The organism is Ruegeria sp. HKCCD4315 (genome assembly GCF_013112245.1).
GTDB lineage: Bacteria > Pseudomonadota > Alphaproteobacteria > Rhodobacterales > Rhodobacteraceae > Ruegeria.
Map to the genome: position 1 here is coordinate 32,167 of NZ_WVRN01000001.1, position 23,933 is coordinate 56,099.

The 23,933-nt window shown below is 51.7% G+C and carries 24 protein-coding genes and 1 tRNA gene; 9 read left to right on the top strand and 16 right to left on the bottom strand.

Annotated elements, in window-relative coordinates; genetic code table 11:
* Positions 1-55: 55 nt before the first annotated feature.
* Complete coding sequence (locus tag GS646_RS00135) at positions 56-1,012, top strand: AraC family transcriptional regulator (protein ID WP_171649030.1); 957 nt, start codon at positions 56-58, stop codon at positions 1,010-1,012.
* 362 nt (positions 1,013-1,374) lie between these two features.
* Here the strand turns inward: GS646_RS00135 and GS646_RS00140 are convergent, their stop codons facing one another.
* The 7 genes from GS646_RS00140 to GS646_RS00170 form a co-directional block, all read right to left on the bottom strand.
* Positions 1,375-1,971 carry a hypothetical protein gene (locus GS646_RS00140; RefSeq protein WP_170668435.1) on the bottom strand — a complete coding sequence of 199 codons (597 nt, stop codon included), beginning with the start codon at positions 1,969-1,971 and terminating at the stop codon, positions 1,375-1,377.
* A 195-nt stretch (positions 1,972-2,166) separates the two neighbouring features.
* Positions 2,167-2,478, bottom strand: a complete 312-nt coding sequence (locus GS646_RS00145; RefSeq protein WP_171649028.1) for a hypothetical protein — start codon at positions 2,476-2,478, stop codon at positions 2,167-2,169.
* Between the two features lie 144 nt (positions 2,479-2,622).
* Positions 2,623-2,787, bottom strand: coding sequence for a hypothetical protein (locus GS646_RS00150; protein WP_171649024.1), 165 nt, complete (start codon positions 2,785-2,787; stop codon positions 2,623-2,625).
* The gene (locus GS646_RS00155) at positions 2,780-3,838 is read right to left on the bottom strand and encodes a hypothetical protein (RefSeq protein ID WP_171649022.1); all 1,059 of its coding nucleotides are present in this window, start codon (positions 3,836-3,838) and stop codon (positions 2,780-2,782) included. Before GS646_RS00155 ends, GS646_RS00150 begins: the two co-directional genes overlap by 8 nt.
* 3 nt (positions 3,839-3,841) lie before the next feature.
* Positions 3,842-4,042 (bottom strand): hypothetical protein, encoded by a 201-nt coding sequence (locus GS646_RS00160; RefSeq protein WP_171649020.1) that lies wholly within the window; start codon positions 4,040-4,042, stop codon positions 3,842-3,844.
* The gene (locus GS646_RS00165) at positions 4,021-4,527 is read right to left on the bottom strand and encodes a hypothetical protein (RefSeq protein ID WP_171649018.1); all 507 of its coding nucleotides are present in this window, start codon (positions 4,525-4,527) and stop codon (positions 4,021-4,023) included. The genes GS646_RS00160 and GS646_RS00165 overlap by 22 nt, the downstream gene beginning before the upstream one ends.
* Positions 4,528-4,546: 19 nt before the next feature.
* A tRNA-OTHER gene (locus GS646_RS00170) sits at positions 4,547-4,640 on the bottom strand.
* A gap of 465 nt (positions 4,641-5,105) precedes the next feature.
* Here GS646_RS00170 and GS646_RS00175 point away from each other — a divergent pair.
* On the top strand, positions 5,106-6,080 hold the full coding sequence (locus GS646_RS00175; RefSeq protein ID WP_171679249.1) for an adenylate/guanylate cyclase domain-containing protein: 975 nt from the start codon (positions 5,106-5,108) through the stop codon (positions 6,078-6,080).
* 84 nt (positions 6,081-6,164) lie between these two features.
* Here the strand turns inward: GS646_RS00175 and GS646_RS00180 are convergent, their stop codons facing one another.
* Positions 6,165-7,637, bottom strand: coding sequence for a DUF2779 domain-containing protein (locus tag GS646_RS00180; protein WP_171679250.1), 1,473 nt, complete (start codon positions 7,635-7,637; stop codon positions 6,165-6,167).
* 108 nt (positions 7,638-7,745) lie between these two features.
* Entirely contained in the window at positions 7,746-8,522 is a 777-nt protein-coding gene (locus tag GS646_RS00185) for a 2-keto-4-pentenoate hydratase (RefSeq protein WP_171648983.1), read from the bottom strand.
* A gap of 123 nt (positions 8,523-8,645) precedes the next feature.
* Here GS646_RS00185 and GS646_RS00190 point away from each other — a divergent pair, with 123 nt between their 5' ends.
* Complete coding sequence (locus tag GS646_RS00190) at positions 8,646-8,843, top strand: DUF3955 domain-containing protein (RefSeq protein ID WP_171649057.1); 198 nt, start codon at positions 8,646-8,648, stop codon at positions 8,841-8,843.
* A gap of 713 nt (positions 8,844-9,556) precedes the next feature.
* Positions 9,557-11,929: an autotransporter outer membrane beta-barrel domain-containing protein gene (locus tag GS646_RS00195; RefSeq protein ID WP_371732000.1), complete on the top strand. Its 2,373-nt coding sequence runs from the start codon at positions 9,557-9,559 to the stop codon at positions 11,927-11,929.
* 88 nt (positions 11,930-12,017) lie between these two features.
* On the opposite strand, the gene GS646_RS00200 is transcribed toward GS646_RS00195, so the two are convergent.
* Positions 12,018-12,947, bottom strand: a complete 930-nt coding sequence (locus GS646_RS00200; RefSeq protein WP_170515920.1) for an SdiA-regulated domain-containing protein — start codon at positions 12,945-12,947, stop codon at positions 12,018-12,020.
* 182 nt (positions 12,948-13,129) lie between these two features.
* Here GS646_RS00200 and GS646_RS00205 point away from each other — a divergent pair, with 182 nt between their 5' ends.
* Positions 13,130-13,888: a hypothetical protein gene (locus tag GS646_RS00205; RefSeq protein WP_170428316.1), complete on the top strand. Its 759-nt coding sequence runs from the start codon at positions 13,130-13,132 to the stop codon at positions 13,886-13,888.
* On the opposite strand, the gene GS646_RS00210 is transcribed toward GS646_RS00205, so the two are convergent.
* The 5 genes from GS646_RS00210 to GS646_RS00230 all read right to left on the bottom strand — a co-directional run bounded on the left by GS646_RS00210 (position 13,889) and on the right by GS646_RS00230 (position 19,245).
* A complete protein-coding gene (locus GS646_RS00210) occupies positions 13,889-14,758 on the bottom strand; it encodes a metallophosphoesterase (RefSeq protein WP_171648748.1) in 870 nt (289 codons plus the stop codon).
* Positions 14,759-14,819: 61 nt separating this feature from the next.
* The gene (locus GS646_RS00215; protein WP_171648750.1) at positions 14,820-16,253 is read right to left on the bottom strand and encodes a hypothetical protein; all 1,434 of its coding nucleotides are present in this window, start codon (positions 16,251-16,253) and stop codon (positions 14,820-14,822) included.
* A gap of 1,359 nt (positions 16,254-17,612) precedes the next feature.
* A complete protein-coding gene (locus tag GS646_RS00220; protein ID WP_170568101.1) occupies positions 17,613-18,227 on the bottom strand; it encodes a hypothetical protein in 615 nt (204 codons plus the stop codon).
* Positions 18,228-18,282: 55 nt separating this feature from the next.
* The gene (locus GS646_RS00225; protein WP_171648752.1) at positions 18,283-18,582 is read right to left on the bottom strand and encodes a hypothetical protein; all 300 of its coding nucleotides are present in this window, start codon (positions 18,580-18,582) and stop codon (positions 18,283-18,285) included.
* 363 nt (positions 18,583-18,945) lie between these two features.
* A complete protein-coding gene (locus GS646_RS00230; RefSeq protein WP_171679251.1) occupies positions 18,946-19,245 on the bottom strand; it encodes a hypothetical protein in 300 nt (99 codons plus the stop codon).
* A 571-nt stretch (positions 19,246-19,816) separates the two neighbouring features.
* On the opposite strand from GS646_RS00230, the gene GS646_RS00235 reads away from it, so the two are divergent.
* The 4 genes from GS646_RS00235 (at position 19,817) to GS646_RS00250 (ending at position 22,359) form a co-directional block, all read left to right on the top strand.
* Entirely contained in the window at positions 19,817-20,332 is a 516-nt protein-coding gene (locus tag GS646_RS00235) for a DUF805 domain-containing protein (RefSeq protein WP_170555158.1), read from the top strand.
* Positions 20,333-20,441: 109 nt separating this feature from the next.
* Positions 20,442-21,176, top strand: coding sequence for a hypothetical protein (locus tag GS646_RS00240; RefSeq protein ID WP_253746802.1), 735 nt, complete (start codon positions 20,442-20,444; stop codon positions 21,174-21,176).
* Positions 21,160-21,696: a hypothetical protein gene (locus GS646_RS00245; RefSeq protein ID WP_171648979.1), complete on the top strand. Its 537-nt coding sequence runs from the start codon at positions 21,160-21,162 to the stop codon at positions 21,694-21,696. Before GS646_RS00240 ends, GS646_RS00245 begins: the two co-directional genes overlap by 17 nt.
* Before the next feature lie 192 nt (positions 21,697-21,888).
* Entirely contained in the window at positions 21,889-22,359 is a 471-nt protein-coding gene (locus tag GS646_RS00250; protein WP_371732103.1) for an adenylate/guanylate cyclase domain-containing protein, read from the top strand.
* Between the two features lie 84 nt (positions 22,360-22,443).
* On the opposite strand, the gene GS646_RS00255 is transcribed toward GS646_RS00250, so the two are convergent.
* Positions 22,444-23,916 (bottom strand): DUF2779 domain-containing protein, encoded by a 1,473-nt coding sequence (locus GS646_RS00255; RefSeq protein ID WP_171679250.1) that lies wholly within the window; start codon positions 23,914-23,916, stop codon positions 22,444-22,446.
* Between the last annotated feature and the right edge of the window lie 17 nt (positions 23,917-23,933).

Here is a 23,933-nt window from a genome sequence, read left to right on the forward strand (position 1 = left end):
TTGTCCAAGCCTACATATTCGAATAACATTTCATGAAAACTACCTGCGGGGCGGAATGGACGACATCAAAAAACGATCAGCCCCCAAAAAAACCTGCGCCCCAAACACACTTTTTTTGCAGGACCCTTCGCAATTCCGCGAGCTGTCCCAATGGGATGTCGAGCTACGCCAAATTGAAGAGGGAACTATGAACTCTTCGGTATCCGTTTGGGCAGGTCTTGACCTTCAAATGATTGATTTGTCGTTTGATAAGGCTGTGTACCAAACCGGTGTTTCTCGCCCTGGCATTCTAGCGTTTGGCTTACCAGACAAAGGGAGTGTACGGACTTGGCTTAACGGCTCACCCTCAGACACCGCTCTGATGAATTTTGGTAGCGGAGACCCTTTTGAAGGCGTGAGCAATTCAACGCTCACAGGCCTGACCTTTGGCATCGACATCCGAAGGGCTCAACGGATCGCCGACGATTGCGGTCTTGATATCAGCGCCGTGCGAAATGACGCTTTAAGATCTTTCGTTAGCGACGCTGGAAAGCTTCATTCCTTAGTCAAAAACAAAGCGCGCTTTCTAATTGGATCAGCGGCCGGACCAAGCTCTGATAGTGAAGAGAGTGATATGATCTTTGAGCTTCTGGAAATACTGGTGGTAGGCGAAAAATGGAGTGATCGGCGAAACAGTAAAAATAGAACCCGTTTAGCACAACAAGCCGTTGAGTTCATGCGGGCCCATTTGATGGATAACGTTTCAATCGGTGAAGTATGTGCAGATACTCAGATATCCGCATGCACTCTTCGTCGCGCGTTTCAGGAAACATATGGGGTGAGCCCCAAGCAGTTTTATCTAAGAGCCCGTCTCGGTGCTGTGCGCCATGAATTGGTATCCTGCTCGCCAGAGGAGAGTATATCGGACATCGCAAACGCTTACGGATTTTGGCACATGGGTCAGTTCGCGCGAGACTACAGAGCACTCTTTGGACAACTGCCGACACAAACGTTGTCAGGCAAAGTGAACTGAAACAGAGCTTAGCAACAGTCTTTGGCGCAAAGTTTGTGTTAAGCAATTGTAGTTGCGGAGCCACTGTCAGAGTTCAGTGGCGAGCGACGCTGAGACCTTGGCAGTACGCGGCCTAACTTGTCCGCAACACGAGAATTGCAAAGTCGGATTTTGAAGGTCCGCTTCGGGCTGGTTGCGGTCAACCATGCTCATCGTAGAGACTGGTGGTACATCGTTCCGCAGAGCAGTGCTGGGGAAATGCTTATCCGGGGCACTTTGGTTCCTAGTAGGAGAGGCGCTTAGAAGAAGCACGCACTACTACAACGACAGTCGCCATAGACTTCTTATGTCAAATTTTGGTTAGTGGCGGCAGGTAAGCTGTACTAGCGGTCTGGGTCTGTATCGAGCTTGCCCCAGAGATCATCAACCATTTCTGAGAAGCCATCATTCGAGGCCTCCTGGGGCAGTAGACCAGCTCTTCGCCGGCGTTCGACCTCGGCCATTAGTTCTTCCTCTGTGGCTGATTCAACCACATCACATCGAAGAGTTTCAATCTCGTCCGCTGTCCACGACTCAAATTTGTCAGCGTAGAAGCCTAGGGAATACGGCTCGTCATCAGAAATCTGTTTGATCACAGCATTCCAATCGTCATTCTGGTTCGATGCCTTTTCGATCCTCTCGTCTGGTTCGCGAATGGACTCACGGATCAACGGCAGCAGCTTTGCCTGAGCGCTTTCTTCACCAGCACCAGTCCCTGCAAGCCAAAGGTCTGCGATCTTGCGAACAAGCGACCAAACAGTTTGATTTCGTGGGTGGTCTTCGATTCTGCCGCCAAGGCCTCGTTCTTCAACACCGAGCTGTTCAGATGCCCTCTCATTCATGCGGATATCGTAATTAGACACGTCAGCCAGATCTGAAGCGTTCTCAGCCACAGCTCGGGCGACCTCTTGATCACCAACATAGACAACCACCTTCAACATCCCGCTACCTCTTCCTTCGCCGGTTCATCACTTGGTCCAGGTGGCTGTAGTCTAGATCTCGCATTATCCTTCGAACTCGCTCTGGATCGACTTCGCGATCTTTTCCAGCAGTGTGGACGATGTGTCTGACGTAGATCGTCAACGCGACAATGATCACGGCGGATAAGATCAAGCTGATATGCTCCGCCCCCATCACTAAGTCTTCTTCCTTGGGTCTTCGATCCCGAGTTCGTCGAACACGTTGCCGCTACCATCAGTGATCTCGACATAATCGTCGTCAGTCACTAGATCCCAGGTGTTCTCTTTGACCCATTCATCCCGCCATTTGGGCGCATCGGCCGGACGCTGTGCAAAATCGGCGATTTGCTCGAAAATCATTTTGCGCAATGCAAGCCAGACCTCCGGACCCTCTTTGCGACGAGCTTGCAACTCTGCCATCAAGTCATCCAGAGGAACATCCTGCAACGGGCGCCCGAAGATCTCGTCTTCTGAAAAATCATCTGTCATCGCTCAACATCCTCGACACTGATCGTCAAGACTAAGATCTTGTTTGGTTTTACAGTGATCTCTTTTCCTTCAATCTCTCGAAGTTTGCCGTTCACCAAAGTCTCGCAGACTACGAAAATTGGGATTTCCTCTTCTGTAGTCTCGTCACTCATCTGTCTTGTCTTTCGGCTCAGCAACCTTTCGCGCCCGGATCTCATCCGCCGAGATCGGCTTGGTTAGTTTTGCTCGACCAGCCGCAATTTCAGCCTCCCGAAGTCTAAGCAAACGCAAGGTTTGTTCATCCAGCTCAACGTCGTCGTCATCACCCATCAGACCTCTCCCGAGTACAGTAACAGTGAGAACAGAGCACTTGAGACCTGTCGGCTGTCCGAACGATGTCACCAACGTGGCCACACTCTTCACACGTCACACCGCATCGAAATTCCATCCAGTCAGCGCACTCCTGAATGAGATCGTGGTATCGACTGAACCCGATACAGATCTTGCCATCCTGGCCTTTCTTAATGTCCGAGATCTGAATAGTTCCAGGGTCCAGTGCCCTGAAATCCTGACGGAAGGAAAGCTTGTGGAGTGCTTGCGAAATCATGACGAGCCAGCCCTTTCCGACAGCAGGGACAAGAGATGCGCAATTCGGAGAAACGAGGTCTGGATAGTTTTCCACAATGTCCAGCCTCAGGCTGTCGGGCCAGGATTCTTCGGCGCCCTCAAATCGCCGCCGCAGAGCATCATTGTAGCACCAGCTGCAAAGCGTCGTCACAAACCCAAGGATGCTCTGGCGTTGAGCAGAATTAGAACAACCTTCACAGGTTTGCTCAATCTGATCGACACGCCATTGAATCTCTTCACTCGTAGCCTGGTTGCAGCCCGGGCCCTCATAGACGCGCAAGCCTCCCCATTTCTGTTTGATCTGAACGATGGACGGGTGTTCATCACCAAACAGGTCGGGCTGCTCGTCGATCAACCTCTTCACTTTCTCAAGTGCAAGCGTAAGCTGCTCCGCCCACCCGGCACGATACTCACCAAGCTGCTTGAAGACGCTTCCATGAATATCATTCCAGTCGACAACACTGCTCATCACTGACCTCCGGGCGCGCGCCTCTTTGAGATCGTGTGAAACCTGCGCCATAGCAGTCATCATATGGTCGACCACTTCGCGGTCATCACACTCGACATGCAGACCCTCGGTCGACCATGTGACGTCAGGGACGTGCGGAGCTGGGTAGTTGTGCGCCATCACCAAACGCATCTCTTCGGCGTACCAGGCGTCAAATGAGCGGAGATCAGCCGGCGCTCCATGGTCCTCGATCACACCTCGGACCTTTTCCCGGAATTCCTTCCAGCTCTTTTCGACATCACCCATCAGTTACACTCTCCAGAACTTGGTCTTGTTGAGATGGAAGACCCCTCTCGAGATCTGGCAAAGGGCAATCGGCGGGACATGACCGGTGGCCAGCGAGCTCGTATTCATGAGCTTCCGGGCGTAGTCCTCATCATCGTAGTCTTCCATAATCTTATTGAAGATCACTTGTTGTTCGGCGGTCATCACCAGTCCTTCTTCACGCATGCGGGGCACCGATTACGGTCATCCGTTCGGTCAATCTGGCCGTAATATCCGCAGACACCGCAGGTCATTCGATCTCGAACACGCTTTTTTCGAACGCCAAATAGCCGGTGCCGTTTCGGATGGCGCTTGGTCGCGACATCATGCGCGCACCAACAACACAGTGTCGTGTACCAGCCGTCCAACAGCTGGGTCTCGGCAGCGTTTGAGCAGCGCTCACAGGTACGATTTGCTCGTGCAATCGTGGCGATGATCATCGACTGGATGTGTCGATCATCACACCTGTGGTAGATGCGGAGCTCTCCCAGCTTCCCCTTGATCTGGAGGACAAAGGGGTAGGTGGCACCCTTCAGATCGCAGTATTTCTTAACCTCTGTGAAGAGCTTTGTGGTCAAGCCGGACCAGCCTTCGGGTGTTCGTCCGAGGCTCTCCTCGACCGATTGCTTGATATCGTTGAAGTCAATTGTGTTCTTCGCGTCGTCCGCCATGTCGGACTCCTCCTGAGAATGGTAGGAGGCGTCGGAATCGAACCGACTCGTGCACTCTAATCTGGAGCAATTACAAGGATATAAGCCTCGCCCGCATACCAATGCTGCCTCCCGCGGATTTCGCGTGGGTTATCGACTTCAGGCCGATATTCGATGGCAGTGGATGCGTGTGAACGTCATGACCGCAAGCTGAACCAGTTCGCATAACCATGTCAAGACGGAGCGTGCTGCACTTCGAAATTCACCGCGTAGTTCTGGGAACCTTCTAGCTTAGCGTGTGCCAAAAAGAATGAAGCATCCTATTTTGCGGGCCAGTACAGCGTCGAGTAGTTCTCAGACAGCGAAGCGATTCGATGCCCTGTGATCCAGACTCGAGCTCAGAAACTCCGTCGATAGTTCGCTCTGAACCGACGCGCGTCTTTTGATCTGCGTCTGACGCGCTGTGTTCTGGAGAAATACAAAAGTCTTGATCTGACCAAACGTCAGCGGCAGCATTGACCTGCATCTTTCGAAAAATGGAGATCCCGGTTGCAAGACCTTGTAAGCCTCATTCGATTTAGCGTCTCGAGTCATTTGTGATGATACGTTCCTCACCTGAGCTGCTGGCGGTTTCGAGGCGTTGGTATGAAATACTCAGAACCAAAAAGAATACTGACGAGTTGCAGGATTTTCTGTCGCAAGCAGATGAACTAAGGTTCGTTGGCACAGGCGAAGGTGAGTTTTGGAGCGGGCAAGCAGTTCGCGATGGGGTTAGCGGATTTTTTGCGGAGATCCCGGCACCCGTCGTTTTCGAAGAAGTTGAAGCTGAGGCCTTCGAAAACGGAGAAACAGGATGGTCATCCTTCGTCCACAAGATTCAGTTTGTCGGCTTTGATGAAGCCGTCTTTTACCGCACCGTCCTGATTTTTGTCCTGGAGGGAGCAGCCTGGAAGATCATCAATCGCCACGCTTCAGTGCCAACTCCAAATATTGAACTCGTGGGTAAAGAGCAGCTGGCCATCCAAAAACTGGTTGATGCTGCGCGCGAAGATGGACCCGAGCTGATCCAAACCGAAGGTTTGGCTTCAGTACTTTTCACTGATGTGGAGGGCAGCACAACGTTGGCGGAGGCGTTGGGCGATCAGCGTTGGTCGGTGCTGATCGAAAACCACTTCCAAGTCTTGGCGGCGATCATTGAAAAGTATCATGGCCAGTTCGTGAAATCCCTCGGAGACGGAACGTTGTCCGTCTTTCCGTCCGCGAAAGAAGCACTAACGGCCGCCATCAAGATTCAGGGGGCCATTGCATCGGCTTCCGAGGAGCCATCTTTCGGTGTTCGGATTGGGATTCATACAGGTGATGTCGTGCAATCTCGTGGAGATTTTTTCGGTACTGTGGTCAATAAAGCGTCACGCATAACGACCGTTGGTGTGGCAGGCGAGATACTCGTTTCAGATGCGACTCGTGCCATGGTCGGAGCGCGAACCGATTTCTCATTTTCTGAAATAGAACCCAGACTCCTGAAAGGTCTACGCGGTCACCACGTCTTGTATCGGTTGGAGTGGCAAGATTGAGTTTGCGGCTGCTCTAACACCGAAAACCCACACAGATATCCAGTAGAGCAAAGTCGTAAAACGTCTTTTGGTTCGCAGCACACCTCACATCGCCAGCAATTCCCGATGAATTGCGACCATCGCCCAGGTGTCGCGCGTACAATACGCAACAAGATCAGAATATACCTTCTCGCGCGCTGGATCACCCGGTTCGGCCAGTGTTACATCCTTCCAAAGGCGAGACGCGCTCGCCCCCTCTTTGATGTCCAGATCATCGTATGAAAGTTCTGGCAAAAACGCTGGAAGAACGGCCTTGATAGAGGCGCTTCCCTTGAACGCGGGATCGTTGATCACTTCATCTGCAAACGGCTTCATAAGATCTACAACGCGGGCGTTTAGGCCTTCCAGGAACTCTGCATGCTCTGGATAAGTTTCCGCCATTTCCGTATTGCGCGATTTCTCGAACGGAGCATACCAAACCACTACAGAGCCAACGTTTCCTATGTCCTCACGAAGCCTTTTCAGCAAGGCTGGCATTGGGTTACTGGCGTCTCGGTGGAGATACTCCCTGTGCTCAATTTCTCCGCCAGGCTCATGCTGGATATGCAAGGAATACTGGAAAGCCACTTGCTGATAGGGACGCGTTCCGTCCCAGGGTGGCAGCAAACTCTGAGATGTCTCGTAGTCAAAATAGTGAACCGGATAGACAATCTCGCTCAGAAACCTGCTTAACTCCTGATGATCGATTGTGCGTTCACCGTTCGCCACTGCTCTCAAGTAGCGCTGTGTCGACTTGCCTAACACAGATGGATCACTGATCTCGTCAATCTTTGTGGTCCCATTTGCGATGAGTTCCGAGGCTTTTTCCGCATTCATGAACGGAAGGCGGTGGATACTGTCATGCGCGAGAGGTGGGTCGAGTTTTTCGCGGATCTCCAGCCATTCACCATAGGATTTAAGGCGCGCACGTTCGGGGGACGGATCAGGCATCGTACCGCTGGCAACGACGCTCAATGCCTGATCGATACGCGTGCGTGTTTTTTCGAGGTGCTCAGTCACCGCGTCCGTGATGTCAGTGATGCCGACAAGCTCTTGCGGATTGATTTCGCCGTTTCTGACGTAATCACGGTTCACATGTGCCACTTCGCAGCGCGTAATGGGGAACCCGGCCGCCTCAAGCACGACACGCTGGAATGCGAGATCAAAAGTGTGTTCGGGCTTTGCAGATGTTCCGCTCTTGATCTCTGTCAGAACGTACCCATCGCAATTGCGGCTCACGATGTCGGAGATGCAAGTTATGGTTCCATCTTCATAGCGTCCCTGCGCCACTGCGTTTGCACCGTTTCTCCAAGCCTCCAAAGTACGCGCGGGCAGAGCCTGGTATTCTGAAAAATCTGAAAAACCGAGGCGAACGAGATCACCAAAAAGCTCCTCTGCATAAGGCTCAAACGCGTGCCCCTCGTCAAAGCGCGCTTGCAATGAGGGGTCAATCGGCGGCAACAGATGCCTGGCGTGCTTCTTGATCCATAGCCAGGCAGGGTGCCTGAGAAACATCATGTAATCTGATTTGGATAGCATCGTGTAATTTGCTTCCCAGAATTGATGAAACCAGCGAAAGACCATCATGGTCAGCTATTGAGAGCAACTTTTCTTTGGTGCAGTCGGTGTCACCTATCTACCAAAGCCTCATGTAAATCGTACCGATAGCTCGGTGTCCATCACGCCACCAAAACCAGCTGACCATTCTTCACCCGGAGACACTGGCCATGCGTCTGTCAAAGTACCGGTTGTAACCAGCTCGCCTCCCTGAAGCTGGTCGGCTTCGGAGAGCACAGACACAAGATGAGCCAGGACTTCAATTGGGCCTCCAAGCGCGTTTTCGCCTTTGCCGGACTCGATGGCCTCTGTGCCCTTGAACAATGCTAGTGGCACTTCGGCCAAGCCGATCAAAACATCATGCGTCGCCGCGATTTTGTCGCCAAGAACAAGGCAGCCGTGCAATCCTTGTGCTGCGATTGAATCTTCGACTGAGAATTTCCAGTCGGGAAAAATCGATTGAACAATTTCAAATCCCGGGGCAACCCAATCCACGCAACCTGCCAACTGTTCATTGTTCATTTCAGCCGTCGGGGCATAGCCAAGGCCTAGTACGATTTCTGGCTCGATTCTCGGTTCTGAATACCTTGCCAAACTTACCGGCTGATCAGTCGAAAACAGACCATCTGCGTGGACCTCTCCCCAAATGGGTTGATCCACACCATAAACAGGCCAAATTGTGCGGTTCGTGAAGCCGACTTTTCGGCCGACTCTCTTTTTGCCCCGAAGCTCTCGGACGCGACTTGCAATCGAATAAGCGTCATCCAGCGTTAGCTGTCCTGCCTCTGAGGACAGTGGAGATATATGATGGGTAGAGGTCAGGGCATCGGCGATTTTCTGAGCGTTAGCTTCAATATCTCTTGTCATATTCGCATTATACCTGCCGAAGGCTGGATCGCGATGCAATCAAGGTATTGAAGAACTAGGTTCCTCAATTCACAGGTATGAAGAACGATGCTAACTATTGGTCCATTCCCTAGGAGACCTGACATGACCAAACTTCGCCTTTTTGGTATCGTCATCCTTTTCCTTGCAGCACTATGTGGGCTTTCAGAGCATCTGTTTTATGGCGGTGTCGACCCAAACGGCGTTCTGCAAGAAAGCTTCTTTTTGCCGCTGACTTTCATTCTCGCAGCAATTGGCATCGTTGTGCTCGTAGCTTCTTTGTTCCAATCGCGGCGTGACTGAGACGCGTCCGTCAGTTAGAACGCTGTTCCAAAACGCAAATCGAGTAATCTCCAGGATGGCGACCTCCGCCCAAGTCTAGGCAGGCCTCCTAATATTGGTAACGTTCGACCGCACGTCCCGCTAGGAACATGCATAACCCCACCGTCAATACGGTGAACGCCAACAGTATCTTCGTACTCCGTGTCATTGCTCAGTTTATTGTTTCATTCTCTTGGTGTCAGTCAACCAGCTTTCAGATATTGTCGAAAATTGGCAAACTCTAAAACTCAAACTTCAATTTGGTTTCGTCGAGTTTCTAAATAAGGAACGCGCCCTCGATCAGATCAATCTCGGTCCAGAAGTTTTGGCCTACTAGCTTGAAAAGGTGCGTATCGGCAGAGCGGTGAGCATCTGCATTGATCTTAGCTATCGACTCCGAAATCCAATGATCCATGCCTATACTCAATGGCGCTGTTCAGCGCCCGTCAAGCTCGGGAAAATCGTTTCAAGGCTTGACCTTTTGCGACTGCTTCTACGCAAAGGTGGGTATGGTCGGAATGCAAAACCCGGCTTGTCTTGCCTCGCAGCAATTGCACGAGCAGGTCTGCATTGGGCAGACCTTCCCGTGTTGTGAGTTTGCTAATATGCCACAACAAAAAATCCAAAAAGATAAACTTTGTTTTTCAAGACCTAAGTTGAGGTAGCTTCGCTTGTACCGCGAGAGGAGAAAGTTGGTGACAAACAATAGGCCGTTCCCACTAAGTCGAATTGCTCAGCTCATCACTCTGGCGAATATCGCATTCGTAATTTTGGCTTATTTGATGTCGCCAACCAAAGTACAAGCCCAAAGCTCACAGGCCTGCGTGGAATTGGGTTCTCCTAGAAATGAGTACGCTTCTGGATCTGAAAGCACTCGCGGTAATCAAACAATCTCAACGACGGAACGCACGTGTCTGCCGATCCCAAACGGACCCATTACAGGACTTACAATTGGAAACTCCTCGATCACGTCCTCAGGTGAAATTGAGTTGTATGTTCCTGGCCAAAGTATCGTTTCAAGCAATGCTTCAGTTTTAACTCTTCTGAATGTTGATGTCGCCGCAGGCAGCGGAGACTTTGTATCCCGGGAAGCGTTGGCAACAAACATCAACGGGAAGCTCAGAGTAAACCTCATTGGAACTTCGATTGGTTCCGGCAGATCAATGACGTTCGCTCCCTTCAACGGCGCGAATATCGACCCCACGGAAGTCTACTTCCAGTCCGACCGCCCGCTAACCTATGACAACCTTACCGTTATGGGAGCGACCGAAGTCGTTTTTGGGGCCTACTATATTCAGACTCGGGTTGCTGAGGCTTCTGATTTCACGCTGACGAATAGTTCGATTTCTTCAACCAGTGACATGACGATAGCGGCAGGCACGACCGTTCGGCTCGATGCAGCAAGCAGTTTGAACACCGTAAACTTTGAGAATTTTGGCACGCTGGCCGGAACGGGAACCGTGAACGCATTCAACTTCACAGTTAAGAACGGAGGGGTGCTTTCGCCGGGCTTTTCAATTGGTACGCTTAACAATAGTGGCGGTATCGCCTTTGAAACTGGGTCAAGGATCTTAAGTGAAGTCGATCCGACGGCCGGTCAGAAAGCCGATTTGGTGTCATCCAGCGGGCCCGTTACAGGGATTAACCGCGCCACTATACAAGTCGATGCCGCTCGTCCCGGCCTGACTGCGCAGGACTATGCTGCTGGCAACGACTACACGGTTTTTCAAGCCTCGCGTTTCGACGGAAACTCCCCAACTCTTGTTGCCGGGGGATCTCTGCCCGCCCTATCCAATCTGAGTATCTCAAACACGCCAACCGCAGACGGTAGAATCGACATAGCGTTTTCGACCCTCCCCGTCTCGAGTTTACCACAACATCCATCAGTTGTTGGATCTCCCAATGCAAGCAACCTTGCTGGTGCGGTGGCTAACACCACAAACACGTCACCTGGAACTAATCTGACCAATGGCTCAACCTTGGGTAATACCGTTAACACGCTTACCAATTCAGGTTTGGCTGCGTTTAATCGTGTGCACGCAGAACCCTATTCCTCCAATTTGACCGTTGGGCTTGAGCAACTTGACCTGATAACCAACACTGTGCTGAGCCATGCTGACTGCCGCAAGTATCAAGCGGTTGGCTTCAGCAATGCGGATCAACCCGTTGCAGAAGGCGACATCGACTCGGCCCAGAGCCCGAGCGGCGCAATAGACTGCTCTGATCGGCGCTGGTGGATCGACACGGCCTATGTGAGCGGGGACGTTGATGGAAGCAATGGCCTTGGGACATTCGACTATTCGCTGGGTACGATTTTGGTCGGAGCGGATGTCGCAAGCACCGATAGAGGTGTGGTCGGCGTGTACGCAGGTTTTGGGACATCCTCCATGGATGAACACGATCAAGTCGATCAGGACTTTTCGACCGACAGCTATCATGTGGGCGTCTATGGGCGCACAACAACCGGAACTTGGGAGTTCTCCGGGCTGGTCGGTTACATGTTCGGTGAAACCGACGCCAAGCGAAATAACCCTTCTGTCGATGGCTTTACGGGAGGCGAGGCAAAGTCTGATTTGGACCAAGAGGGCATCCATGCCGGTATCCAGGCACGGAAGCTGTTTAACCTGGACAGCGGTGCAAGGGTTTCCACGGTTTTTGGATTGAACTACGGGCGTATTCAACAAGGTTCAGGCACAGAGACGGGCGGTGGTGATTTCAATTACTCGATTGAAAAAGCGAACGCAGAATCGCTGGTCGCTTCTATTGGAATTGACTACCAGCGGGATTTCTTGACAGAGAATGGTGTGCTAACCCCAATCGCCTTTGCTCGTTACGAGTATGATTTTTTTGCCAACAAGGACAGTGAACACGAAATCACTGTCACGAGCCCGATATTTGGGACATTCACGCAAGTCGGACAAAACCGAGGCGCCAATGGTTTCGTTCTTGGGCTTGGACTGGGCTATCAGATTTCTGATCTGGCAAGACTAACGGCAGGATATGGCTATTCTGTTCGCTCCAATGGCCAAGAACATGGCCTAGGCGCGAATTTAAGTGTTCGGTTCTGATTAGGGCGCACCAACGAAGAGGAGTAGTAGTCTAGCTGCAACAACTTGCGGAAGCTATTGTGGCGATGTGAGCTTCATTCCCCAGCGATCAAAATTTGGGGATATTAAAAACATAGAGCCGCGATTTCTTGGCATCGTCTGTCAGGATGTAGAGAAGCCCTTTGGTCTCATCGAGAGCGATCCCTTCGGGATGTTTAACTTCCTTTTGTTTGCCATCTTCTGAGAACGTCAAACTGATAGACTTTACTGACTTGGATTTTGGATTGTAGACGAAGATCTGACGGCTTTTGTCACTCACAATCCAAAGTGAACGCGAGGACCGAGACCATGCCAGGCCACTCAAATCCAGTTCATTATCATCTACACGCTCGGAGATAAAACCTGCATCGCGGGCTAAAGGAATAATCTCAACAATTTCGTCTAGTTCTGGCGATAACACCATTAACAACCTTGGTTGTCCCTCAATGCCAACAAAGACCCGCCCAGATTCCGGGTCAACGGCGATGCCTTCGGGTCCCTTGTTCAAAGGGTTGCCGACGAGAAATTCAGAGGCGTCCGAGTAGCCTTTGAGAGATGTGAGAGGGATTGTAGTTAGTTGAATGGGGTCTGTCGGGTGAACGACTAGAATTGATCGATCAGTTTCCTGAAGTACTAAAACAGACCCATCTTTTCGTGATGCGACGCCCTCCAGATCTGATCCCGCCAATGAAGGCAGCTTGAATGAGTTTCCTAATGCCCCGTCGATTCCAAGTAGGTGCAGTTTAGGTTCAGCGTCGCTTACTGACCATAAGAAGCCTTCCGCGTTGGACAGAGACAATCCGGAAGGCTCCGAGAAGCCTTCCGATTTATCCGCCACCTTGAAGGAGTCGATGAGAGTCAAACCGGGGCTCTCGGCGTGGGCGAGCTCGATCCATGCCAGAAATGCAACAGTAGCGCTTGCAAAAGAAGCTAGTGTTCCAAGCTTGGGGAAGCACCGTGAAAACCCAAGTTTCGACCGAAGCAGCTTGTGTTCTGACATTGGGTTTTCTCGCGCTTGGACCATATCCTTGTATCAGCGTTCGTATCACAGTCCGGACGCGATGTCCGAAGAATGCACTGTAATCTCTTTACCTGATCCCGCCTGTTGCGATTGAATTGAATAGGGCACGATGTGCCTTTGGTGAAGCGTAAGCCTTTGGCGTGAGCAGGAAGGAAGACAAGTTGAATACGACCCTCACATTTGTGACCGTGTTGTTGATGCTGCTGTTGCCAGGTGCTGCGGTGTCACAAGTCGACCCTGCGACGATGCTGGCCGGGGCTTCGGGGTCGGAAATCGTTATCGAACGCCGGTGGACGCAGTTTCGTGGCAAACAGGAACTGTATTTCTTTACTCTCGATGTGATCGTTACGATCATTCTGGCTGGCTTGATCGTCTATCATCCGGTGAGACGTAAAGCCCGTAGAAGTGTCAGCGATATCGTCATGCCGCGACTGTTCTTCCTTTATGCGCTTGTCGGCATGGCGGTTGGGTTTCTGGTCGTACAGCACGGATCGATGATCGGGTTCGTGATTTTTGGAATAGGAGCTCTGTTAAGGTTCCGATCAAATATGGATGACCCGGTCGACACGGTGGAAATGATTATAGTCACCGTGCTTGGGCTGGCGGTAGGGCTGGGCTTGCCCTTGATGGCCACACTGGTGGCGGTTGTATGTTGGTGTTTCATTTGGCTCGGTGGGCGAAACAAGGGCGTGGAAATTTCGCTCAAGGCTTCAAACGAAGAGCACTCATTGAAAGTCAGCGGGGACATTGAAGCCATGGCCGCAGACGCTGGATGGAAGCTGGTCAGAAAACACCACGTTCCTGGAAAATCTCGCGTCTCATTGCTTTTCATCACCTCGGGTGGGCTTTCGGAAGCCCGGATCGAAGAGATGATAAACGACCTGGTCCCTGAGAAAGTTGAGCTGAAACTCAACCTCTAGTCATTTCACAAGGTCTAAGCGTTTCAACACCGCATTCGGGGATCTGATCTCTTTCGGGAGCGACTTGAAGTTTACCGACCTTTCGAAATCAGGGCCTCGATATACTGCTATCCCAAACTCTCCGTTTGGCTGGAACGTAACATGAGTGAAGCTGTGAGGCGATCTGGCTTTTGAGCCGATAAGCCGTCGCGGGCCACCTCCCAAACAAGCTTGGGAGACGTAAGCTACACCGTCTTTCCAACCGGGATAGAAAGCATGATGGTGGCCTGACAGATGCAGAACGACACCGCTTTCCAAATAGATTTTTTCAAGTGTTGGGTCACCGATGATTTCGCGTTCGCGCTGGATTGCGAACGGCCAAAGTGGGAGGTGACTGAAAGTGACAATCGGGTCTCCGTCTGAACCCAGTTCCTTTAGGCGGTCCTGCTGATCACCGGATAGCGGCCCTAAGGTCGTAGCATCCAAAGACGCAAACGTAATGCCCTGCATCTCAAATGCGTAGAAGAACGGGTAGTCATCTGAAACCAGGAAGTCGACGTCTGGCTTTCTTGGTGTCCATTCCTCTGCGTATATTTTTCTTTCACGCTCGAACCCACGGTACGCAGAGGCATCATGGTTTCCTGGCGTGACCGCAAATGGAATGCCGGCAGCCTCTAAAGGATCTGATACGGCCTCGTGAAACGCCTTCCACATCTCCCTGACCTGTTTGTCTGACAAGTTGGGAATGCGCTGTCCCGCTACCATATCTCCGGTCGAAATCACCAAATCGGGATCAATCTCGATTATCCGCTCAATCGCTTTGTCGACGCGGGCATCGTATCGTACCGAACCATAGCTTCCGTTCAGATCCGATATGACGATGACATCCAATGCCGCGGCCTTGCAGGTTAGCAGAGCGGTCCAAATGAGCGCTGCAAAAAGTGCAGAACACCTAACGGTCACTACAGTTCACGACCTCCACTTCGGTGTCGTTTCTCAAAAAGAATGCGACAGGATCCAAGTCGAACATCAAATCACCATTAGAACAATTGTCCTGGAGAATGGACGTTGCCAGCTCGGTGTTTTTCACAACTTGGGCAATCTGCCTATCTGACAACCCAAGGCTCCGCGACAACCAGCCATAGACGGGACCTTGAGATTGAAGATCACTATTCAAAGCAACCAAGCGCCGGTAGGTGCTTGGAGAGAAGTGCCGCATTTTTTCCAGCATTTGAGTAGATTTCGCGAAGTTAGCATACTCGACCCGCCCACCAGCATCGTTGTCGTTTAGATTGCTGCGACGGATCAATAATGCCTCGGCGGGAATATCTCCATCGTTCGGCTGATGGTGATTGGCTTTCTTATGCTTCAGCTTTCCGTCTTCGACCCAATACCAATAGGGTGTGAAGTCTATGTTTCCTACACGGTCCTGCTGGCTGAAGATGAAGTCGAGTAGAACAATTTCGGTAAGTTCTTGCATCCAAAATGCGATCTGTTGGTCGCTGACATCGGGGCCGAGATCCTTGTTGATGATCCGGTCTTTTCGGCCTTCTTTAACGCCCTCTGCAATGGCCTCTGGCAAGGGTTTTGAAGAACGCAAAGCCAAGAAAGCGGGGGTTTCCTGAAAATCACGGTTTTGTCCTTTTCCCCAACCAGATTTTCGGGTGCCGTTGATTTCCGAGCCATATCGATGCCCAGGACTATCAAGCAGAACACCATATATTTGCGTTCGATCCGATGTGAACAGATCATCGGTCGGTTTGTATGAGTTTGGGTCGGAATCCGCAGCTGCGAAGACCCGCCAGCCTTCATGGTTCATGCGCCCGCCATGAGAGCCACCAGAAATCGCAAGGCCAGGCTCTGCGACCTCGGAAAAATGCGCTTGGGCGTCCATGCTACGCCAAACGGCGACTGGAACTTTGACAGTCGCGTCGAAATATCTGGAGAAATGATAGTAAAGCAGCGACGAGGTGGAAAACGTTCCACTGGTGCCTTTTTGGTTCATGGTGGACTTGAATTTAGCCACCCTGTCCTTGGCCAGATCTTTTGCCGCCTTCCCCTCCTTGCAAGCGTTTCTCTCGAATTCAGCTCGGTTCCCCACGTAGGGTCCTTCCGAAATATCGTAGACTGCCATTCCTGGGCTGGTGCTCCAGGTTTTTGGACAAATAGCAATTTCGGAGGCATAGAAATCGATCTCGCAATAGGCCGTTTCTTCCTCAAGATCGCTTTTTCGATACTCACCCGTTGGAACTTTTTCGATCCGAATGCAGCGTTCCGTAACACCATTGGGACTATCAAATGTCGTGGCTTCACCGAGAATATCGTCGTTCGCCCACAAGGCAGTAGGTGCAATGAAAGCAAGTGACCACAGAAGATTGAACTTCATTTGGATAGTCCTCCTGGTATCACTTAGGGCAAATCGCTGCCTGTTGTTCGATGGAGATTTTCAACTTTGGGTCGACACTGAAGTTGGAGAATTTTGAGTCAATCCACTGGTCGCATCCGCCTGAACATGGGGCCCCGTTTCGGGCATCATTCCAATATTCCTTGGCCCTTTCTTCCGTCCAACCACAAAATTGAACGAGCGCCATTGCCGACAATGCCCCCGAGGAATGAACGCCCCACATGCAATGCACCAGGACAGGGCCTTTTCCAGGGTTTTGAATCACCTCGTGTATGGAAGCCATGACAGCATCGGGTCGGGAGGATCTGGCACTTTGATAGTCAAAGGATCCGTTTCCACAACTTGTGCGACCGTATTCAGTGTTCTTGCCAAAGTCGGCATAAAACCCGGTTGAAAACCCTTCACCGCACAGAGTGTCGCGTTGACCCTCACTTAGGCCAGTTCGATCCTTGTCGCCACCCTTGAAACCGGATCGATACAAGACACCGCTTAGGACTGGTCGAAAGAAAGCGACACCATCGACGCCTCCGTCACCACCCTTTGAGAGCATTTGACTGTTGCTTGGACCGCCATTTCGACTGGTAACGTCAGAATTCGCAGCGGTTGCCAGAAAACCAATAAATATGAGGGTCGCCAAAAACCGCATACCAGCTCCTTCCTATTCTTGAACCCTTGATGGTCACACTCTTCCGACCTGATAGTCTCTCGGAAGGGCTGGTTCACGATAACCATTTCAAGTGGGCGATTAGCTTTCCGTTGTGAAACTTTAGATGGGCCACACCAGATTGATAATAACGACGACTACGAAGTAGGCTAGAACAACTTTCCAGTTCCATTGGTGCTTGTTTTCTTCGTTTATCACCCCCGCCGATTTCAATGCCATGTTTGTGATAACTAGAGCGGCGATGATGACCGCCGCATGTGCCAGGTCGAAATGCAAGTGTGAGTTCCTTCTTTCAGATTTGGGATTGATGGAATTTTGTCAGCAGTCACTTGATGGCAGCATAGCTACATCTGAGTACCTTCCCTCAGACGTCGTGATCCGAGCACATGCACCAGTATCCTTGTTAAACCAGTACGAGGTCAGACCTTCGCTTCGGATGAGTTCAAACCCGAGGCTTTGAATGCCCATTTCAGCTTGGCCCGCTCTTGCCCCTTCAAATGACGAAAGATCGCTAGAGCTGCCCACAGTTGGTGCACTTGCATCCACCGAACCGCTACTCTCATCGCATGCTGCAAGCGCCGAAACGCACATCGTGCCGATCACAATTAGGACCTTGGATTTCATCTGTTTTTCCCTCTCTTTTTTGGACTTGCGTTCCTGGGTTTCTGATTGATCACCTATTCAATTCCGAAAATTACGTTGTAGCCGACGGAAGAGTTGCTGCGATTGATGACCTCCACAACATGATCACCAGATTGCCAAAGCTGTCCTCGATACTCCTTGTCCGCCGACATCAATCCCAACAGTTCAGAACCATCGGGGTTGCGAATAACGTAGTCCAAGGAGCCATTTCGCGGAGCAACGCGAACGTAGAGGAACTGTTCGTTTTTGGCACCCAGAACGTATTGCTGCGACGCTCCGGGCGCGAGTTCACCAACAAGTTCTGCGCCAGTGGAACCAGAATCAAATTTGACACGTTGGCTACCAGTAGACCCGGCGGCGCCTGCCATGGCTCCACCGCCATCATCCATCGCTTCGACAACCGACATCTCGCCGATGCTTCCATCCTTGTACGCGATGCAGCGCCAAAGTGTTCCACCTGCATCTCGCAGCATGACGAGCGTGCCCGCTTCTGAGAACTCTGAGCTTTCAATCGTACCGGACTGACCGTCTGGTCCACCAACCTGCCGCAAATGGTCGATACACGCGTCGTCGGCTTCTGACATTGCAAAGGCAGCTGCGCCCGCGATTGCGAACATGGGTGTGAGGAGTTTGAATAAAACGAGTTTCATCAGATGGTTCCCTGTTGGCTTGTCCTTAGAGATTTGTTCCTTACAAAGCGGAACCTCACTTCGCTTCTCGTAACTTTGACAGAAATTCATCGCATGCCTGTGCGCTGCCGACGATCTCGCCCGTCGTTTCAATTCCTTGCAGTGACGCCATTTCGGAATTTACGCGGTTGAGGATCTGATCCGCTTGCTCGGCGGTGATAAGGTTCTCAGCTTGTGCTCCTTTCAATGTGGTGCAGACACCGGCGGACAAGCCTGTCGCAACGCCGACACCCATCGCGGCCCCACCACCCAAGGTCATCGCCCCAACGACGCCGAGGACGAGCCCGATCACAATTCCCAAGATCACTTTTCCCATGTTTTCCTCCCTTTTGGTGAGACAGAGCTCCACCTTCATTTCTGGTGTAAACTGCGAGCCCATCTGCAAATGAAAACCAGCGCCAAAATGTTGAGCATCGGAGCAATCGCTGCAAACCACGGCTTGGCGGACTCCGAAATTAAGTCCGCTACAAGTATCCAAGGTAGTCCCAACGGCAGTAGGTACACTCCGGACAAAGGGTCTCGTTCCTGTCCCAACCAGCCAAATGTGCCTGTCAAGAATGCAACCAACGCCAACAGGTACAGGACCGCGAATACGATGATGGTGGTTCTACAAACCAAGTCGAGCCTCAGCAGATCAAGCCAGTGCTGCGCAGCCGATTTCGGCTACGCGGTAGACTGCTCACAATGCGCCTTCGTCGCCCAGGAACTCGATACCAGCTGTCGCGCCATCAGTGTAAGCAATGCAATTCCAAGGAGCACGATCCTCACCAACACCGACAGTGACTTGTGTTCCCGCCTCGCTAAACGCGGATGAGAGAACCACGACTTGTGAATTGTTTGTTGTGCTTGCTACATCTCGCAAACACGCCTGCTGAGCCGGCGTGAGCTCGGCGGACGCACTGGATGTACCCGTATCGTCGCAGGCCGCAAGCAGTGCGAAACATGTCGTGCCTGCAATCATCACCATCTTGTTAGACATTTTCTTCTCCCTCTGGTTCCCTTGAAATTAGTGAAATTGGATGGGCTTGTTTGAAGTTCTCGCGTCAGAGCGGGCTATGGAACATACTTCGACCCTGTGATTTCCCTTTCCAACAACTTGTCGCGGGGGGCTTGGCGGGCAGAGCGATTTTACTTTGACTACCGAGACCGCCGACGACGTGTGAAAGCTGAATGACGACACTGGCAAAAGCTCGAGCGAATTCTGGAAATAGGGCGAGTACGTTTAGTCTGAGCATCGCGTCCTCCCAGCGCTCAATCATTGTAAAGTGCCTTCCGACCGCTAGCACTCACTCCAACAGTCGGAAGGGCTCGGCACAGCGAGCAGCAACGACAACAACGGAGGTAAAATAAAGTTGTGTCGAATTCGCATGTTTGAATCTAATTTTTAATAAATCAATATTTTTTCCGCGCGTAAAATTCACTATGCTTTCGTGCGATAGGCTTCTGCTTTCAAACAAAAAGGTAAGTGGGAGCTTCCATAAGGGCGAATGTGATCTTTTGGCTCGGCGAGGCGTTCTGAGGCCGCACAGAAACTGAAAAAGGATTGAAAGATGGGATTTGGTGAAGCCGTTAAAACGTGTTTCTCGAAGTACTTCCAGTTCTCCGGCCGGGCTTTACGCTCAGAATATTGGTGGTTCTTCTTGTTTGTGGTTGTCGTGAGTGCTGGTTTAGCTGTGCTGGATACGATCATATTCGGGACCAACCCTGAAACAGGGCAGGGATCTCGGGTTCTGTCCTCTGTTTTCCAACTGGCCGTTCTCATACCTATGCTGGCCGCCGGTTGGCGGAGGCTGCATGATACAGGACGACCTGGCTGGTATTTGCTGCTGCCGATGGCGCTCAGCATTACAACGCTTTTTGTTATGCTGGGTGGGGTAGCGTTCTTTTCAGTATTGGAGCAAGGGACCGAAAACCCCGATGCATTGCGAGGACCTGCGGCCGTCCTGGGTGTGACCGGTATCGTTGTTGTCTCAATCCTTCAATTGGTTCTGTCCATTCTGATGATCTGGTGGCTGACACGACCCTCCCAAGAAGGCGCAAACGAATACGGCGAACCTGTTTCCTGATCTGGCTGTCCGGGCAATTGGCTGGAACTTCTGCTGAACGACAGCGCGAACCGTAACTCAATGGAGAGAAAAAATGAGCTGCAAAACCATTTCCATTGGAATGCTACTGATGGCAGTGGCGACCACAGCATCAGCGGAGTGGTCGTTCAGCTCCGGGCCCAACCCCAATGCGTTTATTCAGACAGGAAACATGACGCTGGAACTTCAGTGTGACCGTATTCGCTTTGCTCCGGCTGGATTCGAGGACAGCCAGGACATTGCGGACAAGCAGGGGCTTTCCATTCGTTTCTTGAAGAACGGCACCACCGAAGTTGGAGCATTTCAGGTTGGCGCAGAAAACGCTGCCGTGCAGATCGTCGACAACTATCCCGTCGAGGTCAGTTTCAATAGTCAGCCGGACTATGGTTTTGTTCTGGACCAGCTTGCGGCCAATGCATCGGTTTCTCTGTCGATGATTGATCAAGATGTCAGCTACGGAATTTTTGACTTGAAAGGTTCCAGCGCAGCAATTCGGTCCCTTCGTTCTGCGTGCGATTCAGAAGTTAGCCAAGAGACCTCCTACGAAGCGCCCGAAGGCATCGTCTATTGTGGTGGCGGAGCGAAAAAACGCGTGATCGAACCCGTAATTTTGGACAATCCAGAGGGGCAGTGGGACGCGCGAGTAGCGGTTAACGGCGAGTCGATCAGAGCCATGACGGCCTACAGTTACTTCGGAAACTCTGAGCCACCGGCCGGATTTGTCGTCGCCCTTCTTGGTGAAGACAGGTCTGAATTTCTGATTTTTAACGAAGGCTCGGCAAACTGGCTGGAATACGGGGACTACAGGTATGAACAATGCAACTGAAGCCACCTTCCAACCGGCTTCCCAATTGGCAAGCTACTTGAAACGTTTGGTATCTGCGATCCTGCTTGGTTCGGGCCTGGTTTGGACCTCACCAGTTGTCGCGGCTGACGTTTCGCAACTTCCAACCGGTTTGCGAGCAAAGGTTGATCTGGCGGCACGAGCCTGCGCGGAGTTCAACAACGGTCAGTTTGACTTAGATTGGGGCGCGGTTGAAAGGGTCGATCTCGACGGAGATCTACAACGCGACTGGGTTTTGAATGAGTCTGGTTTTGCGTGTTCAAGCGCCGCATCTCTTTACTGCGGAACTGGCGGATGCATTTCGCACTTCTTTATTGAAGAGGAGGTTCAATCCTTGCTCAACCAGGGCTGGACGGTTGTTGATTTTGGGCGTCAACGCGTTGTTGTTGCGGATATTCATGGATCCAATTGCGACGGAATAAACCCAACGCCTTGCGTCACCGCCAGTGTTTGGGATGCGGACGCTAAGACGTGGCGCTCGTCTGCTGGCGATTGGGAATAAGTTGCATTTGAGAATTGCAGATAAGCCATAGGAGCTGGTTTGTTCGATGGGTTCCCTGTGGCACGCAAACTTATGGGCAAATCGTGCAAAGTTATGCGCAAATACCGCGCAGAGTTATAGGCAATCTTCCAAGATTTTCTTCAATGAAATCAATGTTGGGAATGCAGCGTTTTGAGCGCACCTACACCGGTTGTGGAGGGCAGCACAACGTTGGCGGAGGCGTTGGGCGATCAGCGTTGGTCGGTGCTGATCGAAAACCACTTCCAAGTCTTGGCGGCGATCATTGAAAAGTATCATGGCCAGTTCGTGAAATCCCTCGGAGACGGAACGTTGTCCGTCTTTCCGTCCGCGAAAGAAGCACTAACGGCCGCCATCAAGATTCAGGGGGCCATTGCATCGGCTTCCGAGGAGCCATCTTTCGGTGTTCGGATTGGGATTCATACAGGTGATGTCGTGCAATCTCGTGGAGATTTTTTCGGTACTGTGGTCAATAAAGCGTCACGCATAACGACCGTTGGTGTGGCAGGCGAGATACTCGTTTCAGATGCGACTCGTGCCATGGTCGGAGCGCGAACCGATTTCTCATTTTCTGAAATAGAACCCAGACTCCTGAAAGGTCTACGCGGTCACCACGTCTTGTATCGGTTGGAGTGGCAAGATTGAGTTTGCGGCTGCTCTAACACCGAAAACCCACACAGATATCCAGTAGAGCAAAGTCGTAAAACGTCTTTTGGTTCGCAGCACACCTCACATCGCCAGCAATTCCCGATGAATTGCGACCATCGCCCAGGTGTCGCGCGTACAATACGCAACAAGATCAGAATATACCTTCTCGCGCGCTGGATCACCCGGTTCGGCCAGTGTTACATCCTTCCAAAGGCGAGACGCGCTCGCCCCCTCTTTGATGTCCAGATCATCGTATGAAAGTTCTGGCAAAAACGCTGGAAGAACGGCCTTGATAGAGGCGCTTCCCTTGAACGCGGGATCGTTGATCACTTCATCTGCAAACGGCTTCATAAGATCTACAACGCGGGCGTTTAGGCCTTCCAGGAACTCTGCATGCTCTGGATAAGTTTCCGCCATTTCCGTATTGCGCGATTTCTCGAACGGAGCATACCAAACCACTACAGAGCCAACGTTTCCTATGTCCTCACGAAGCCTTTTCAGCAAGGCTGGCATTGGGTTACTGGCGTCTCGGTGGAGATACTCCCTGTGCTCAATTTCTCCGCCAGGCTCATGCTGGATATGCAAGGAATACTGGAAAGCCACTTGCTGATAGGGACGCGTTCCGTCCCAGGGTGGCAGCAAACTCTGAGATGTCTCGTAGTCAAAATAGTGAACCGGATAGACAATCTCGCTCAGAAACCTGCTTAACTCCTGATGATCGATTGTGCGTTCACCGTTCGCCACTGCTCTCAAGTAGCGCTGTGTCGACTTGCCTAACACAGATGGATCACTGATCTCGTCAATCTTTGTGGTCCCATTTGCGATGAGTTCCGAGGCTTTTTCCGCATTCATGAACGGAAGGCGGTGGATACTGTCATGCGCGAGAGGTGGGTCGAGTTTTTCGCGGATCTCCAGCCATTCACCATAGGATTTAAGGCGCGCACGTTCGGGGGACGGATCAGGCATCGTACCGCTGGCAACGACGCTCAATGCCTGATCGATACGCGTGCGTGTTTTTTCGAGGTGCTCAGTCACCGCGTCCGTGATGTCAGTGATGCCGACAAGCTCTTGCGGATTGATTTCGCCGTTTCTGACGTAATCACGGTTCACATGTGCCACTTCGCAGCGCGTAATGGGGAACCCGGCCGCCTCAAGCACGACACGCTGGAATGCGAGATCAAAAGTGTGTTCGGGCTTTGCAGATGTTCCGCTCTTGATCTCTGTCAGAACGTACCCATCGCAATTGCGGCTCACGATGTCGGAGATGCAAGTTATGGTTCCATCTTCATAGCGTCCCTGCGCCACTGCGTTTGCACCGTTTCTCCAAGCCTCCAAAGTACGCGCGGGCAGAGCCTGGTATTCTGAAAAATCTGAAAAACCGAGGCGAACGAGATCACCAAAAAGCTCCTCTGCATAAGGCTCAAACGCGTGCCCCTCGTCAAAGCGCGCTTGCAATGAGGGGTCAATCGGCGGCAACAGATGCCTGGCGTGCTTCTTGATCCATAGCCAGGCAGGGTGCCTGAGAAACATCATGTAATCTGATTTGGATAGCATCGTGTAATTTGCTTCCC

Bases quoted from the DNA above. Each gene is read 5' to 3' on its own strand.
- GS646_RS00245 (WP_171648979.1), top strand. From the start codon at position 21,160: ATGAACAATGCAACTGAAGCCACCTTCCAACCGGCTTCCCAATTGGCA.
- GS646_RS00255 (WP_171679250.1), bottom strand. From the start codon at position 23,916: ATGCTATCCAAATCAGATTACATGATGTTTCTCAGGCACCCTGCCTGG.
- GS646_RS00135 (WP_171649030.1), top strand. From the start codon at position 56: ATGGACGACATCAAAAAACGATCAGCCCCCAAAAAAACCTGCGCCCCA.
- GS646_RS00160 (WP_171649020.1), bottom strand. From the start codon at position 4,042: ATGCGTGAAGAAGGACTGGTGATGACCGCCGAACAACAAGTGATCTTC.
- GS646_RS00150 (WP_171649024.1), bottom strand. From the start codon at position 2,787: ATGGGTGATGACGACGACGTTGAGCTGGATGAACAAACCTTGCGTTTG.
- GS646_RS00180 (WP_171679250.1), bottom strand. From the start codon at position 7,637: ATGCTATCCAAATCAGATTACATGATGTTTCTCAGGCACCCTGCCTGG.
- GS646_RS00230 (WP_171679251.1), bottom strand. From the start codon at position 19,245: ATGTCTAACAAGATGGTGATGATTGCAGGCACGACATGTTTCGCACTG.
- GS646_RS00190 (WP_171649057.1), top strand. From the start codon at position 8,646: ATGACCAAACTTCGCCTTTTTGGTATCGTCATCCTTTTCCTTGCAGCA.
- GS646_RS00215 (WP_171648750.1), bottom strand. From the start codon at position 16,253: ATGAAGTTCAATCTTCTGTGGTCACTTGCTTTCATTGCACCTACTGCC.
- GS646_RS00185 (WP_171648983.1), bottom strand. From the start codon at position 8,522: ATGACAAGAGATATTGAAGCTAACGCTCAGAAAATCGCCGATGCCCTG.
- GS646_RS00155 (WP_171649022.1), bottom strand. From the start codon at position 3,838: ATGGGTGATGTCGAAAAGAGCTGGAAGGAATTCCGGGAAAAGGTCCGA.
- GS646_RS00175 (WP_171679249.1), top strand. From the start codon at position 5,106: ATGATACGTTCCTCACCTGAGCTGCTGGCGGTTTCGAGGCGTTGGTAT.
- GS646_RS00140 (WP_170668435.1), bottom strand. From the start codon at position 1,971: ATGTTGAAGGTGGTTGTCTATGTTGGTGATCAAGAGGTCGCCCGAGCT.
- GS646_RS00240 (WP_253746802.1), top strand. From the start codon at position 20,442: ATGGCAGTGGCGACCACAGCATCAGCGGAGTGGTCGTTCAGCTCCGGG.
- GS646_RS00220 (WP_170568101.1), bottom strand. From the start codon at position 18,227: ATGAAACTCGTTTTATTCAAACTCCTCACACCCATGTTCGCAATCGCG.
- GS646_RS00165 (WP_171649018.1), bottom strand. From the start codon at position 4,527: ATGGCGGACGACGCGAAGAACACAATTGACTTCAACGATATCAAGCAA.
- GS646_RS00235 (WP_170555158.1), top strand. From the start codon at position 19,817: ATGGGATTTGGTGAAGCCGTTAAAACGTGTTTCTCGAAGTACTTCCAG.
- GS646_RS00225 (WP_171648752.1), bottom strand. From the start codon at position 18,582: ATGGGAAAAGTGATCTTGGGAATTGTGATCGGGCTCGTCCTCGGCGTC.
- GS646_RS00200 (WP_170515920.1), bottom strand. From the start codon at position 12,947: ATGTCAGAACACAAGCTGCTTCGGTCGAAACTTGGGTTTTCACGGTGC.
- GS646_RS00145 (WP_171649028.1), bottom strand. From the start codon at position 2,478: ATGACAGATGATTTTTCAGAAGACGAGATCTTCGGGCGCCCGTTGCAG.